Source organism: Kouleothrix sp. 19917 (assembly GCF_057073505.1).
This window is the reverse complement of sequence record NZ_CP097099.1, coordinates 7,106,638-7,121,170: the sequence shown is the minus strand read 5'-3', so window position 1 is coordinate 7,121,170 and position 14,533 is coordinate 7,106,638. Positions and strand designations below refer to the sequence as shown.

Sequence of the window (14,533 nt, the reverse complement as noted above, 5' to 3'; positions counted from 1 at the left end):
CACCAAGTCGGCGCGTTTCAAGCACTGTAAAGATGGTTCCGCAACGCTCGCAAGTAAGGTCGACGTTTCGTCCAAGTGCCTCTTGGAGATCATGCAGGCGCCAACCGATCATCTCAGCGAGCCGTGTCGGCATGCCGCTTACGTCGTAGAGAGCATGGAAGGCACGCAAAATATCGGCTGTTACTTGCTGGCTACTCTCGGCAAGTAGTTGGCGCAAATAGATCGTTGCCCCATCGAGATACTGCCGCTGGAGGGCTTGGCGCTCATAGCTGTCGGTCGTGGCGGCAATTGTCGCCACCAGCGCCTGCAAATCGTCCAGATTCATTGTTTTTGTGTGGTTGTCTATCAGTGAGCGAGTTTTGGCTACTTATACATATCTTACCGCAACCTACGCGAACCGCGGCATAAATCTGGCTCCAAGTTTTAGGGCTGTAGTTATTTGTTATACCGTTTCTGTTGTCGCCGGTCTAGCTCAATTGCTGTTTGAAATACTTCACGCATACGGGATCCTAACCTCTGGAACCCAAGATCTGCCCGCAATTCCTCCATGACCTCCTCATCCGTGCGCATCAGGCCATCCGAATTGATCCATCGCACCAAGGCCACGAGTTGCGTTTGTACGTAGTAGCCAATCGGCTGCCCTCGCGGAATATCGGGCCGTGGTTCGCGCGCGGGAGCGCTTTTATCGCTAGACTCCTCGTCCAGATCCGGCTCGCGCGCGGGCATAGCCTCGGGCTTCGCGTTTGAGTCGTCGGCGTATTGGCGTGTATCAGCTGCTTGTATCGCTTCAGCATAGCTCGCCATGACTTGTGCGATTGTCTGTTCGCGCCGCTGATACCAATCCAGTGACCAGATGCGGTGATAGGCCCAACCGAGACTCTCAAGCTGCTGTTGGCGAAGCCTATCACGCTCGGAGGCGGTTGCCGCAGTGTGGTATGCTGGGCCGTCGGTTTCGATTGCCAGGACAAATTCATCAGGTCGGTCAGGATGTCTGACAGCGAAGGTGATTCGGGCATCTGACGCTCCAACTTGCGCCTCAAGACGCATGCCATGTGCACGAAGAACCTGATAGACATCTACCTCGAATGCATCCAGGTTAGTATCGTTGCCGACAGGTGACTGCGGCTGCTTACCGCTCTCAGAGGCGTAGGCCAGGTACTCTCGCAGCAGATCAACACCACGTGCGCGCGACCTCCCAGGTGGCATGTCCGTGTGATCGAATGAGGACGTAATTGTCATCCGTAGGCGCGCCCGGGTAATAGCAACATTGAGCCGTCGTTCACCACCCTCCCTCAACAGCGGGCCAAAAACGGTGTAGTTGAGGCGCCCGGCACGATTTTTTGTGCATCCAATGCTCAGGATGATCGCATCGCGTTCATCTCCCTGCACTCGCTCTAGATTCTTAATGAAGAAGTGATCGCTTCGGTCTTCGAGGAAGAAGTCATCGAGATCGGGACGATCTTGCCGCGCTTTGTCAAGCGCAGCCTGGAGGCGCTGCATGTGCGTGATACCCAGGGTGATCACTCCCAGGCTGTGCCTGGGCCGATTCTCTGCATGCTCAAAGATGAGCTGAATGACGCGGTCAACCTCTGCCGCATTGCTTTCCTCATGGTTATCTGCGGGGTTAGGTGTAAATGGGATGAGGTCGTGATTTACCGCACGTGAGCTGTTAGGACTAGGAAAGGTTATTAGATCGTTGTCATAGATTTGCCGATTCGCGAAGGCGATCAGCGACTCGTCACGGCTGCGATAGTGCCAAAGTAACGGCCATGGGTCTAGAAAAGTTCCCATCAGATCCAGGAGGCTTTCATATCCCTGCTCAGGTGCCTCCTGATCCTCGTCACCCACATCTGTGTCAGCGCCAGCAAAGAAGCGAGTCGGGGGTAATTGATGCTTGTCTCCGGCAACCACCACGGCGGAACCGCGGAGCAGAGCGGCGATCGCATCCTCTGGAAGAACCTGGCTGGCCTCATCAAAGACGACAACGTCGAAATAGCACTTATCGCCAGGAATAAACTGGCTCACTGTGAGCGGGCTGGCCATCCAACATGGGCAGATGGCTGTTAGTACATCACTGGCGCGGGACACCAACCTCCGCATCGACAAATGACCGCGTTTCTTCTCAATCTCCTGCCGTACCTGGGCGTCCTGATCGCTATGTGTGTTCCGCGCATCTCGTACATGCTCAGCGTGCGACCGACGAACGCGATCTGCGGCCATGCGTATGCGATCTTGATCTGCTTGGCGAAACTCGTCAACAAAGCGCTCATGTGTCGCACTATTAAACGTGACCAGTGAAGGAACATCGCGCTGTGCTTGTTGGAGACACGAGGTCAGCCAGGCATGCTCGAAGATTGATGCCCAATGCTCAGGTGCTGGCTGACGTTCACGTAGCTCCTGGAAAAAAGGTGTAGCACGGAGTTGTTGGAGGGCGCCACGAATGGCCCGTACACGAGGCACTTGATAGGGCGTTTCGGTGTCTGCTCGGAGCACTTCGAAAAAGGATTGCAGATACGTGAAGCGTGCAGTATCGAGTTGGTCGGTTCGGCATCGTCTCTGAAGTAATGTGGCAGGAAATAATGCTGCGAGCTCCAACAGATCTTCGTAAGCCTCTTCTGCACCGGATCGTTGCAGAGCATTATGCACTGCTGCAACCTGTGCCTGTTCAGGAACGAAGGCTTCATCGCCAAGGGTTTCAAGCCACTGTTGCTGGTAAGGAGCTGCTTCATTGATTGCATTGTGGATGGTCCATGGCCAGATGATTCCACGGCGCTTCGCGTGCTTGCGCGCCTTCTGGTAGGCATGCCGATATTCGCCATTGATGATCAAATCCCAGAGTGCACGAAGTCGCCCTTCGTCGGCAGGCGACAGATGGTCGACCAGACCTATGAGGTCTTCGTCGAAGAGAGTTGGTTCATAGTCATTGAGGGTTGTGGCGATGTAAGGAAGCAGGTCGAGCAGGATTAAGATCTGGCCAACTGTTACGGGCGGTGGCAGATCCGCTATATTGGCAGCATTGCTTGTAGCAGCAATCAGCCGCGGAAGCCGGTTGCGGAAGAGTTGCTCAACCAGATCGAGCGCGTCTTGAACCTCAGTAGAGTCTGTCAAGCGCGCGTATGTCCACGGCGAAGGATGGCGAAAAAGAAATAAAGCGCTAAGCCCACTCGCCTCCAAGAGCAGGCTCCTGATCTCGCGTGCGCGGTCGACCATGATATGTGCTAACTCCGGGTTGCGCCAGCGCGTTTGGGAATGGGCGGTAGGTGGAATGCGTAGTAACTCTCCATGCAAGCCGTAGGCGCTTAGGCCGGACGGCAAGCGAAGCATATGCAGCTGAGCGACGTGCTGGTTTAGCTGCGATCGGCGTTCACTAAACTGCTGATGCACATACCTGCTGTTCACTGGTAGGACACGACGTGTTTCCGCTAACGAAAGGCGGAGTTGATCCAAAATCGTCCGATGAGACATTGTTCCATCGTGCAGGTTAAGCGCAAGATGTCCAAGCCGTACTTCCTTGAGTCGGCGGTAGACCACGTCCAGGGCCGCTTGTTTCTCTGCGACAAAAAGTACGCGCTTGCCGTGGGCCGCAAGGGTAGCGATCAGATTGGCGATGGTCTGACTTTTTCCTGTTCCTGGCGGCCCTTGGATGACCCCGCTCTGTCCCGCGAGTACAGCCGCGATGACGCGTTGCTGGCTTGAGTCAGCATCACGGATCAAGAATTCCTGATCAGGGGATAGGCGATCCAGGCTGTGGGGCTCTATTGGAGTTCGGGTGTTCTGAATGTGTTGGCGTGCGCCAGAGTCACCGGAAATTGCGGCAATGACATCATGTGACGTAAGTTGGTCGGCATACCGGAGCAGATCGTTGACGATCCCCAGCTTCTGAAATGCAAAGTTGCCGAGAACGATAGGCAGATCAACCCGTAAGCCAGGAATACCGCGAGCGATGGCACCGATCCGGATGATTACCTCCTTGAGGTAGCCCATGATCGATTCGATTTCCTCATCACCCTCGTTTTGTAGTTCCAGCCCAGCGCTGCGGCCATGCTCTTGTGAAAGAGCATAAAGTAGAACAGCATTGATGCGCGGATTGCCCGCACGTTCGAGCCGTGCCTCGCTTCCACGAGCTGTTATCGCAATGTCAATTGGCAACAAAAGTATAGGCGCGGCAGGGGGTCGCCCAGCGGTCGCCGGTGTCCACGTGACCCGGCCTATTGTAAGAAACAAGGTTTCGATACCCTTGTCTTCTCGGTTGGCAATGGCGCGCTTGCGTATCTCGTTGACTTTCCGAAGCGCGCTCTGCTGTTGATTCGGGAGAAACAGCTCACGGATACTGACGCTTTTGCCCGACAGCAACGCGTTCAAAGCTGACTTGTCGACATCTTCAAATTCGAGCGTACCTACTTTGTAGGGACGATAATAGAGAAGAGGGTTGCGTCGCGTAAGATCGATGAGATTTCGCCGCCATCGCTCGCGAGCTGCATCAACACGCTGGCGGCGATCTCGATCGACAGAGTGTGATGGAAGAGGGGTAACCGCCATACAATAGTCCGTTCATCAGCCTGCTCGATGAGTGCCTTGCTACGGCCTAGTGTAGCATGATTCGTCAGAAACTACCATCTGTCTTGTCTGGGCTATTGATGCGTCATGTGGCAGTATGACAGCATTGCTGCGACTCTAGTGCACGGATCGATTTATCGCCAACGTGACGACAAAGGGGTGGGGTTAACCCCATCCCTTTGTCGTCACGTTGACAACAGCGTGTCGCTATGCTATTATTTGTCGTCAGGACGACGACAAATAATAGTGTTTCTTTTGAGAGGTCAGCGCTATGTTGGACGAAGATTCTGTCATAGGTACACCTTCAGAACAGCTGCCAATTACGCTGTTTGACGCGGTCGTGCTCGCGGTTCGCGCTGACGATGGAACAATCTCGCTCGGCATCCGCGATGTCTGCCAGGCGCTGGCGATTGATGTCTCCACCCAGCTCCGGCGCATTCGCGCGCACTCTGTGCTCAGCGAGGGCGTGACACGCTTCCGCGTGATGACCGCCGGCGGCCCGCAGGCTCAGGAGTTTCTCGAGCTGGAACTGATCCCGACCTGGCTGCTGATGATCAATGCCGCTCGGGTCAGCGAGAGCGTCCGCCCACGCCTGCTGTGGCTGCAGCGCTACATTGTGCGCGAGGTCTACCGCGCCTTCGCCGCGCTCACCGGGCTGCCCGAGCAGGCGAGCCGGCAGGTCGAGGACCTGGCAGACCTCGGCCGCCTGGACGCCGCGATCGGCGAGCTTGCGAGCCGCCAGGAGACACTTGAGGTCCGGCAGGGCGCGATCGAGACCAGCCAGGACCAGGCGCGCCAGGCCTGGCGCGATCTGCGCGCCGATATTCGCGCGATCGCCTCACGGGTGGCGGCAATTGAGCAGCGCGTCGGCGGCGTGATCTCGCGCGAGCAGCGCGGCTATCTCTACCAGCTTGTGCAGGCCTGGGGGGCGGCCAAGGCCGCGCGCGAGCCGCGCTTGACCAAGCCGGCCGCCTATGCTGCGTGCTGGACGCTGATCAAAGCCAAGTACCGAATCGCGCGCTACGAAGAACTGCCATCCGCGAAATACGCTGACTGCGTCGCATTTATCCAGCAATCCTACCGGGCGCTGACCGGAGAGGAACTCGATCTGCCGGAGCAGGGCACGCTCGATCTGGGTGATGCCTGATGAACAACGCCGTCGATTACGATGCCCAACTCGGCAGGCGGCTGGCATCCGCGCGCAAAGCCGCCGGGCTCACGGTGCGGCAGCTCGCCGCGCGACTCGGCTGGCCCTATACCACGCTCGCGAATTACGAAGAGGGGCGCCGACCGCTGCGCGTCGCACAGCTCAGCGCGATCGCGGCAACGCTGGGCCAGTCGCCCGCTGCCTTCTTGGTCGATCTTCCGGAAGCTGCAACAATTATCAACCGCATTGATGGAGATCTGGATCGCTGCCTGCAGGTAGCCTTCATGCTCGACTCACTGGACAGTGAGTTGGACGATCAGGGATGAACCCGGTATCACTTGCCAGTGAGATGCGTGCCGATCTTATGCTGCCCTATCGCCCGTCATCTTGCGAGTCTTCATCCGCCTTAGGGAGTGCGATTCATGCTCACTGAGTCGGTCACATTAGTAGGCCACTTCGTTCGCCTGGCACCGCTCAATCTGTCCCACCATGAGCGGTTGTGCGCAATCGGTCTGGAACCCGCGCTGTGGCAGCACACGACCATTCGCGTGCGAACCCCGAATGAGATGCTGCGTTATATCGAAAAGGCTCTGGACGGACAGGTAAACGGAACAGCGCTGCCATTCGTCATTATTCTAGAAGCGACTGGGGAGATTGTTGGCACAACCCGCTTCCATTCGATAGTGCGCGAGCACCGGCGCGTGGAGATCGGCTTTAGCTGGGTTGGGTTGCCCTGGCAGCGCAGCCCGGTCAACACAGAAGCCAAGTACCTGCTACTAAGCTATGCCTTTGAGCAGGTCCATTACCAGCGCGTTGAGTTCAAGGTCGACTGCCAGAATGAGCAGTCATTTCAGGCACTATTGCGCATTGGCGCGACGCGAGAGGGCACCTTGCGCCAGTATATGCACTCGTCCCATAAAGGTGCGCGGGACATCGCGCTGTTTAGCATTATCGACCGTGAGTGGCCGGACATCAAAGCTCGGCTCGAACAGCGGCTCTACAATCGGAACAACGATTCGTAGACGCTACGTCTGGTTGGTCAATGAAATGGGTATGACCACCCACGACTTCCCTGATATTCAGACGACAGCTTATCATCTGACTCCACGATCGAGTCAGTCATGATTCCTAATGCCAGCAGTCCCCAAGATAACCTTATTCTGTGGTATATTAAAACAAACGTACTACACCTAATATATCTCTTGGCTGGCTTCTTCGGGTGGTATTGTATTGCACCGGGGAGGATCTATGCACCTTGTCATCCTCATGGTGAACATGCTCATGAGCCGGTTTTTTGGCTTCCGCCATCGGGAGACGGAGGAGTTCGAGGAAGTATACCGCCCACTCGATATCGGCGCGGGACTGGGTTTGGCGTTGCTGTTTGCCCTCCTATTCAGCACACTACTGACGACCATCGAGCGTGTTCTCACTCTGCCAGTCTGGCTTGGCTCGATCACCACAGCCCTGTCCGTCGCTGCTTGCATCTTCCTGGCGACGACCTGGATGCCATTTGTCGAGCATTTGAGTCTTGCTGCACCAGGCGAGATGACCGCGCGCGGTCGGAAGGCGACCGTTCTATTAGCCCGCGTGATACCCTACCTCTATGGGCTGGTTGCAGTAGGAGCAGCTGCACTAATGGCAACGATGGTTCTTTTCATGATCAGCTTGGTATTGGTGGCCCTTGCCACCCTTTTCGGCTTTGATTCAAAAGTGCTCTCGTGGCAGACGTGGGCCTGGATCGGCGGTAGTGCAGGGCTAGTACTGCTCTTAGCTATCGCCCGGACGATCATCATGAGCGCCCGCCTCAGCAATGATTGGGGGCTGCCCGTCTGGCGCGCTTTTGTTGAACCAGGCCAAAAGCATCCGGCCGGAGCGAGATTCTTCAATCCGCTCGATGCCACGCTTGGGCGTCTCGTGCTCATCCTCACCGCGCCAACAGCGAAGATGCGCACGGCGGCAGCGGAGATGCCTGAGAAACGCCGTATCAGCGACTACCGTCGCTTTGATGGCGATATCATTGATCTCGTGGTAAGCCTCTGTGTGGCCATGCTGGTCTTTGGACTCATCTCCGCTGTGGGCACTGCGATCATCTCCTGGATTGCTCCTGAGGCGCTATCGCACCTCACGACATCCCGCCCGGCAGCCAGCAGTGCTGATGGTACTTCGGCGAAGATGAGTATAACTGACATGGCGATGCTGTTTGGTATGATACTCTTGGTGCTACCGACAATGCTGGGCAGTGTCTACTTTCTGCGTCGTCTCGCAGGGTACTCTGCTGACGGCGAGTGGGCACAGCAGCGTTGGGTGCGGTGGCTGGCCAGGTTGCTGGAAGTTGTACGCATCGTAAGCTGCGGGCTGATCGCACTCGTCTTCGGTGGGTTCCTTGCACTCTTGCTGGACTCCGCGGCCCATATTGGCCGGGTTGGTGGTGCAGTGGCCTTGGTTGTCTTTGCCTTGGGGATAGCCTACGGCCTACTCAATCTGCCGCTCAGTGAGGACAGTTACCTTCGCACCTTCTTGGGCAATGTTGAGATGGCGAATCGCAAGGAGCAGCAGGTTCCGCCATCATCGTAGATGTGTGAGATCCAGTACCATGGGCATTTGCCTGGCATCAATCACTGCTGCGTGATTTGCTCGCGCGGCGTGACAGGGGCTCGCGTCCGAGGTTGATAACTGCCGTCCGCACCACAATTCGCCAGGGTGGCTGGTTCGATCTGCGCGCACCGACGACCTGGAATCCGCTGGTGCCGCGCGACTCAGTTACGGTTCCATTGCTGCGCCAGGTGCGGCAGGCACTGGTCTATGCAAGTGATGAGGCATACCTGTGGCACCAGTGAGGCTCTAGTCACCACTCTCAGGGAGATAATCTATCTCAACGGTGTTCGGCGTGTACTGGAGCGAGCGTCACCATCACGTCCGGCCGACGACCTTCCCACGCTATGACAGCTGCGGTGCCGACAATCACAAAGAAGAGTGGCTCTGTATAGCGATCCTGCAGCAATCGCCGTCGCCAATCGGTCCGATCAACTGGGGATGGCGTTGGAATTCGCTCAGGGTGCGTGTGCCACTCGCCGAGGTAGGTACAGGTTCCCTGGCTTGTGGCCCACGCCGCGTCTATCGCCGCTTGGTGCCGCTGCTGCGCGCGATGAAACCGTGTGCGGGCGCGCCGGTCACCCGCCATAGGCACCGTCACAGCGTCCACAATGATTGCGCTCCCATCACGCAGATGCCGCCCCAGCAGCACGCCGCCCGCCTCCGTCGCGTTGCTCGCATGCTGGATATAGCCGTGCATGGTCTGCCAGGCCCCGACGCTGATCTCAAATCGCGTTTCGTCAGGCCGAAGGAAGATCAGCGGCCAGGGCTGGTGCTGGTCACTCATCAGTCGCTTCAACCTGCCTGATCGCCACACACGGGGCAGCGCGCGCTCGGGTAGCTCGCTCCCTGCCGGCGTAGCTCATCCTCGGTAAACCGGTAGCGCCCGCTGACATCAAACCCGGCTTCCATGAACGCGGTCGCATCGCCCTTCCAGGAGCGGAGATCATTGTGTTGCTCGTTTCCGCTCAGCGCATCAAGCGCCAGGCGCGCCGCAAGCTCACTGGTTCGAATGGCGTCCAGCGCCCCATAGGGCGTGAAGAGGTTATTGCAGCCAGCAAGCGAGCGGCCGTACTTCTGATCTTCCTGGCCAAATGCGGCGCGGTTCTGCAGCGGGCCATCCGAGCCGTCAGTTCGCGAATAGAGGCACGCGAAGCAGCCCGGCTCGCCACGCTGTCCAGTCAGCAGCGCGTGGCCGCCGATGCCGAGCGGCTCCAGCCAGGTAAAGACGATCGGCGGGCCGGCGTCGCGGCGCACACGCTCATTGAGCGCAAGCTCAGCGGTCGGGTTTCCGAGTGCCGACACGATCAGGACGAAATCTTTCAGTCTGATCAGATCCTGCTCAAACGCAGCCTCGATTGTTTTGGGTATTGCCTGTACATTGATGAAAGGCAGCTGCGCCATAAGCGCCTGCTGCATCGCGAGTGCTTTGCGCTTGCCCCAGTACGGTTTGCCCAGGACATGCCGATAGGTGTTCTCTGCTGTAAGGATATCGTGGTCGACGAGTGTGAGTGCGCCGATGCCGGCCCGCGCGAGCATAAAGGCCAGCTGGCCGCCGACTGAGCCGCAGCCAAGCAGCAGCACGCGCTTTGATTCGAGCTCCATGTGTCCTCCGCCCCGCTGCACCAGGAAGCCCCGATCGCGCCGCTGAATGCAAATCGGTGTGAGCTCCGCTGCGCGGCCGCCTTCCGCCAGGGGATGACGATCGCCAACGCCGCCGAGGCGAACACCGAACAGCGCGCGGCCGCCCGCTGGACGTGGCAGGCCGAATACCACGTACTCTATGTCACGCGCTGGCCTCGTAACGAGCGACGCGAGCCTTGCGCGGTTCGCCTCAGAGCAGTATGCGAGCAGTGCGCGTAGATCCTCAATCGCCCAAAATGGCCGATCAGGGCGTGGGGGAACGAGGAGCGTTTCTGGCTCTAGCGGCAGATAGATCGCGCGCTGGCTCGCCCATGGCCCACGCAACGGCGGTTTATCGGCCACGTGCATAATGCCGCGCGCGTCATGTGCCAGGCGCAGCGGCGCGCCTGGCGTGGGGGATGTGGCAATTACGACCTCGCTGACTTCATCAATCGGATCGAGGCTTGAGATCGCGAGCAGCGGAGACGTGAGATAGGACCAGTACGCTTCGAACTCATCGACGAAGTCGGCCCGGTTTGCGCCGAGCACGCCTGCACGGAGCGTGCGCTGGACATGTGCCATACAGTCGCGGATAATCTGGAGCTGCCTATTCTGGTCAAGCAGCATACCCTCGGGGTCGACATAGCAGATCTTCCCACTTGGGTCGATGTGTGGGATGAAGCCCAGCGCATCCCATGGCCGGAGCAGCACCGTCGGGATCTTGTTCTCGAACAGCGGGTCGATGATCAACGCGACCGTCACCGTGCGGCCAGCAATCGTCAGTGTGCCCTCAAGCCCCTGCTCGCCATTCGGCAGCCGCACGCGGCGCGGGCGCCCAAGCAATCCAGCGCCCGCAACCGCTTGTAGGAGCTGATCGCGCCAGCTATCGATCGTCGTCATCAGCTTAGGCGCTGTTCCCCGACGAGCTGATCGCTGGCGAATGCGTGGTGGCGGTCTCCTTTTTCGTGGGCACCGGGAAGTCGTCACCAAACACGCACCGCAGCCGCTCGCAGGCCGCGGTTGGATCTGAGACGCCTTCGGCGTAGACAAGCGCATCCTTCAGCCTTTTCAGCTGCTCCTCGAACTCATCAATCTGCTTCGAGGTCATCGCTTCAAACAGATCAGTATAGGGCTCGATCGGCAGTTTGATCACCAGCCGGCGAACAAACGCCTGCGCGTTCTCGTCCCACACGGTCGCGAAGCGGGCCAGTGTATCGTCGACCAGCTGGCGCATGGCACGCAAGTCATCGTGCTTGCCCGCAATCGGGTCGCTATACGCAGGCAGCAAGCGGTCGTACGCCGCGACGGTCAGCCCAATCCCATTCGGCGCGCCATTGCCGGCCTTGGGGAAGTTCACAGCTTTCCAGCGCTTCCAGATCCGCACGATCCGCCGGAACTGCGGCCGGTCAGCCTCGCTGAACTTATCAAACAGCACAATAGTCAGCTGCTGTGGATCGGAAACCTTCCAGAAACGGTGCTCTGGCGCAGAGTATTGCTTTCCCTTGGCCGTGTACGGTTTGCCATCGGCATTGTATTCGCCATCCGAGTAGACGGCAATATCGACATGGTAGATTGGCTCACCGTCGCAGTGGTAAAAGACCGTCACGCACGAGCGCCGGATACACACATCGTCGGTGTGCCCGTCGAGCGCCTCGTGCACCCGCTCCTTGAGTATCACCGGATCGGGGTAGGCGTCGATGCTGATCTCGAAGTAAAGGCCCTGGTCGATATCAAAGTCGCCGTCCAGCGGCTTGATGCCGGTGTTCATCGCGTAGCTGCCCTGATCCAGAAAATAAAACCTTGGGCAGGCCTCGTTGTGAGCGGCGAATACCTCCGGCAGTCGCTCCTTGAGCTTCTTGCGAATGATATCGCGCTTCGCACGCAAGATCTCGTTTTCGTCATATCGGCGGAGGCGGATGATGTTGTTGAACTCCTTGAACTGCGATTGAATGTTGGCCACGTCGAAACTCCTCTGTAAACTGGGATGTGTGTTGTCGCACGCATCGAGTGGGACGCCATACACGGTACCGGTGTATAACGCGCCCTCGCTCATTTGTGCGGAATCTAGCACACTTCCAGCCAGGAGTCAAGACTTTCCTGGTGTTGTAATGGAGGCGTAATCAAGATATTGTGGACAGAGTAGCCTATTTTGTGGATATCTAGGGGGCATGGGTGGTAATTGTGGATACTGTGCGGCCACAGGCGCGAGGAACTATTGACACTATCCAGAAAGTAGTGGGGCGCCTCGTGGGTATTTTAAGACGATCACGCGGGTAGTTCTTGAAGCGCTGGTTGATGCAAGAATCCATCGCTATCAATCTGGCTCATAACATCAAAGCCCCACGAGTATTTGGGCTGATCGCGGCCAAAGAAGTTGTAGATCACCAGTTGCGGATGGATTGTTTTGCTCACATGCTGGCCGCATGCGAACGCGAGCGCTGGTGGGCCGGCATAGAAGAGGTGGATACCAGTGGCGTGCGGTAGATACTGGTGGATCAGATCCATCATTTCACGAAATGCCCGTGTGTAGGCCCAGAGCTGCGCTTCGCTCGTGACAGCGTCAAGTTGCGGCTGATCGAGGCCAAGCTCTATCGATGCAAGCGGTCCAGGTATTACCTCGGCAACAGCGTCCTCTGTCACGCGGTAGCTAATGTTGATTCGAACCACCACGTCGCCCTGCCGCCGATCAATGTCCGCCGGTAGACCTGAGAGACGGAGCGCTGGCTTTGTTTCCATCCGCTGGAGCAGATCCCAGCTGCGAGTGTAACGATCCTCTTGGAATAACCTGATTGAACGCCGATGTGAGAGCGTATATCCGGCCAGGAACAGCAGTGGAATATGAGCGATGCCATAATAGGCGAGCTGGGCGTCGGGATGCTGGGCGAGGAGCGCGGCTACGCGCTTTTCGAGTTCACACTGTCGGCGCGCGGCCTCATACGGATCGGTAAGCTGGCCGTTCTCGAACAGGTCGCACTGGTCGATGCTAATCTCAATATATTCGCAATTCCGCAGATCTGCTGGCAGCCATGCGCGAATAGCGCTGGCCGGGATCTGCTCCATTGACTGGTGACGAATTGCAATCAACGTACGAGGCGGCCCTGGTCGCGGATCCGAGCTCGTCGGAATATCTAGCGGGACCAAGGCATTTGCATCGACCGCTGAGTTGGTTGCTGGCATCCTGCCAGATTCCGCCTGGCTTAACGGGGCGTAACCGCCACATCTGAGCAGTTCATTCGCCTGGGCCAACGTGGTTAGTCCGCCACAACGCAGGAGTACCGTGACGACCGCACACAATGCCTGTCGCTCATGCCGGTGCGGCTGCGTCCTGCCACGCTCCCAATTGCTTATCGTTGCCGTCGTTGTACCTGTTGTCCCAAGCTGCCACCCAAGCAGTTCGGCAAACCGCTCCTGCGTCAGTGGCCCGCCACGCTCGGGATCTCGCGCACTGCGACGAGCTCTGCGAAACACGCTGGCGAAGGTCTCGGTCACAGGCAGCTCCAAACAACGTTTGCGGGAAGTTAAGCCGAGTTTAGGGTCAATTCAAGCTGTGTTGTATGGCGAATCAACGTCGGCGCCGCTATGCTATGCCCATGGATAGCGCACGCGCCAGGGCTGAAAGTATGACATTGTCAGATCCACACGCACAACCAGTCATGCGAACGCGGCATTTGCCCGATATATCGAACAAAGTGTTGATTGGGTCGTCCAAACTGGTGCGAAATTCACGATATGGCTTGCTGACTCTTGCGGCTTTGTTGACTATGATAGCACGTAGTGCAAGCGTGTGGAGCAACGTTGAGCGAGCCGCCTGATAGATACGGTATCAGTCATGACTCCAGGGCCGATAGAAGAAGAACCGCGAACCCCGACGCCAATGGAGAACGCTGGTGTCTATCTCAAGGATTTGCGTCGGGCGCGCAAGCTAACCCAGAGCGATCTAGCCGAGACTGTTGAGGTCGGGCGCGGGACGATCGAGCGCCTTGAGAGCGGTGACGACCGGATTGGTGTTGGCACCGTGTTGCAGGTCTTCAAAGCGCTCGGCGCCTCGCCTTGGTACTACTATGATCTCGCTACCCAGCCGGCGCGCACGCTAGCCGAGGTGGAGCAGCAACGCGCCATTATTCACGGGATTACCGCCTATATACGTGCGCTTGCGGAGCGCAAGCAGGTGCCACCAGCCGTTCTTGACGACGTTGCGTGTGCATCGCTGGCCAACGGCGCTCCTGGATCCGCTGGCTCTGATGCGATATCCGCACACGCTCTGCTGCTGGCGCTTATGTATCTCGATGCGCCGCTCACCGACCTGGCGCCAATCGCTCGCGCGGCGACGGATCACGAAGCGCTTGGCCGAGAACTCGCCGAAGCGCGGGGCGCGTTTGCGCTTGAAATGCAACGTGCCCAGCAGAATGGACAGGCCGAGCCGCACGCTGTGCCGTCGCTCGATGTGGTGGTCGCGCGCATTACCGCACTCATACGCTATAGCTCCGATCTGCCAACCATGGTCAAGCACGAGCTATCGCGGGTCGAGGCCGATCTGAAGCGCTATCGCGCGCTGCTGAGCCTCGCTGTCAGCTACATCACCGCCGATCCCTGATCGAAAGGCATCCCAAGGAG

The 14,533-nt window shown here is 58.1% G+C and carries 11 protein-coding genes; 6 read left to right on the top strand and 5 right to left on the bottom strand.

Annotated features, from left to right (window positions below; genetic code table 11):
- Positions 1 to 435 precede the first annotated feature (435 nt).
- Positions 436 to 4,539, bottom strand: a complete 4,104-nt coding sequence (locus M1P90_RS28790) for an AAA domain-containing protein (RefSeq protein ID WP_483699143.1) — start codon at positions 4,537 to 4,539, stop codon at positions 436 to 438.
- Positions 4,540 to 4,828: 289 nt separating this feature from the next.
- Here M1P90_RS28790 and M1P90_RS28785 point away from each other — a divergent pair, with 289 nt between their 5' ends.
- From M1P90_RS28785 to M1P90_RS28765, 5 genes are all read left to right on the top strand, one after another.
- Positions 4,829 to 5,704: a phage antirepressor N-terminal domain-containing protein gene (locus M1P90_RS28785; protein ID WP_483699142.1), complete on the top strand. Its 876-nt coding sequence runs from the start codon at positions 4,829 to 4,831 to the stop codon at positions 5,702 to 5,704.
- Positions 5,704 to 6,030: a helix-turn-helix domain-containing protein gene (locus tag M1P90_RS28780; protein WP_483699141.1), complete on the top strand. Its 327-nt coding sequence runs from the start codon at positions 5,704 to 5,706 to the stop codon at positions 6,028 to 6,030. Before M1P90_RS28785 ends, M1P90_RS28780 begins: the two co-directional genes overlap by 1 nt.
- A gap of 96 nt (positions 6,031 to 6,126) precedes the next feature.
- Positions 6,127 to 6,726 (top strand): GNAT family N-acetyltransferase, encoded by a 600-nt coding sequence (locus M1P90_RS28775; RefSeq protein ID WP_483699140.1) that lies wholly within the window; start codon positions 6,127 to 6,129, stop codon positions 6,724 to 6,726.
- Between the two features lie 226 nt (positions 6,727 to 6,952).
- Positions 6,953 to 8,278, top strand: coding sequence for a hypothetical protein (locus M1P90_RS28770; RefSeq protein ID WP_483699139.1), 1,326 nt, complete (start codon positions 6,953 to 6,955; stop codon positions 8,276 to 8,278).
- Between the two features lie 92 nt (positions 8,279 to 8,370).
- Entirely contained in the window at positions 8,371 to 8,541 is a 171-nt protein-coding gene (locus M1P90_RS28765; protein ID WP_483699138.1) for a hypothetical protein, read from the top strand.
- Between the two features lie 35 nt (positions 8,542 to 8,576).
- Here M1P90_RS28765 and M1P90_RS28760 read toward each other — a convergent pair whose 3' ends face one another.
- From M1P90_RS28760 to M1P90_RS28745, 4 genes are all read right to left on the bottom strand, one after another.
- Positions 8,577 to 9,083 carry a Mov34/MPN/PAD-1 family protein gene (locus M1P90_RS28760; protein ID WP_483699137.1) on the bottom strand — a complete coding sequence of 169 codons (507 nt, stop codon included), beginning with the start codon at positions 9,081 to 9,083 and terminating at the stop codon, positions 8,577 to 8,579.
- Between the two features lie 8 nt (positions 9,084 to 9,091).
- Positions 9,092 to 10,819 (bottom strand): ThiF family adenylyltransferase, encoded by a 1,728-nt coding sequence (locus M1P90_RS28755; protein WP_483699136.1) that lies wholly within the window; start codon positions 10,817 to 10,819, stop codon positions 9,092 to 9,094.
- 4 nt (positions 10,820 to 10,823) lie between these two features.
- Complete coding sequence (locus tag M1P90_RS28750; protein ID WP_483699135.1) at positions 10,824 to 11,879, bottom strand: cyclic GMP-AMP synthase DncV-like nucleotidyltransferase; 1,056 nt, start codon at positions 11,877 to 11,879, stop codon at positions 10,824 to 10,826.
- 305 nt (positions 11,880 to 12,184) lie between these two features.
- A complete protein-coding gene (locus M1P90_RS28745; protein WP_483699134.1) occupies positions 12,185 to 13,408 on the bottom strand; it encodes an SAVED domain-containing protein in 1,224 nt (407 codons plus the stop codon).
- A gap of 340 nt (positions 13,409 to 13,748) precedes the next feature.
- Between M1P90_RS28745 and M1P90_RS28740 the strand changes: the two genes are divergently transcribed.
- Positions 13,749 to 14,513, top strand: a complete 765-nt coding sequence (locus M1P90_RS28740; protein WP_483699133.1) for a helix-turn-helix domain-containing protein — start codon at positions 13,749 to 13,751, stop codon at positions 14,511 to 14,513.
- Positions 14,514 to 14,533: the final 20 nt, after the last annotated feature.

Coding starts and splice junctions, on each gene's coding strand:
- M1P90_RS28785 (WP_483699142.1), top strand. CDS start 4,829: ATGTTGGACGAAGATTCTGTCATAGGTACACCTTCAGAACAGCTGCCA.
- M1P90_RS28740 (WP_483699133.1), top strand. CDS start 13,749: ATGACTCCAGGGCCGATAGAAGAAGAACCGCGAACCCCGACGCCAATG.
- M1P90_RS28790 (WP_483699143.1), bottom strand. CDS start 4,539: ATGGCGGTTACCCCTCTTCCATCACACTCTGTCGATCGAGATCGCCGC.
- M1P90_RS28760 (WP_483699137.1), bottom strand. CDS start 9,083: ATGAGTGACCAGCACCAGCCCTGGCCGCTGATCTTCCTTCGGCCTGAC.
- M1P90_RS28775 (WP_483699140.1), top strand. CDS start 6,127: ATGCTCACTGAGTCGGTCACATTAGTAGGCCACTTCGTTCGCCTGGCA.
- M1P90_RS28780 (WP_483699141.1), top strand. CDS start 5,704: ATGAACAACGCCGTCGATTACGATGCCCAACTCGGCAGGCGGCTGGCA.
- M1P90_RS28770 (WP_483699139.1), top strand. CDS start 6,953: ATGCACCTTGTCATCCTCATGGTGAACATGCTCATGAGCCGGTTTTTT.
- M1P90_RS28755 (WP_483699136.1), bottom strand. CDS start 10,819: ATGACGACGATCGATAGCTGGCGCGATCAGCTCCTACAAGCGGTTGCG.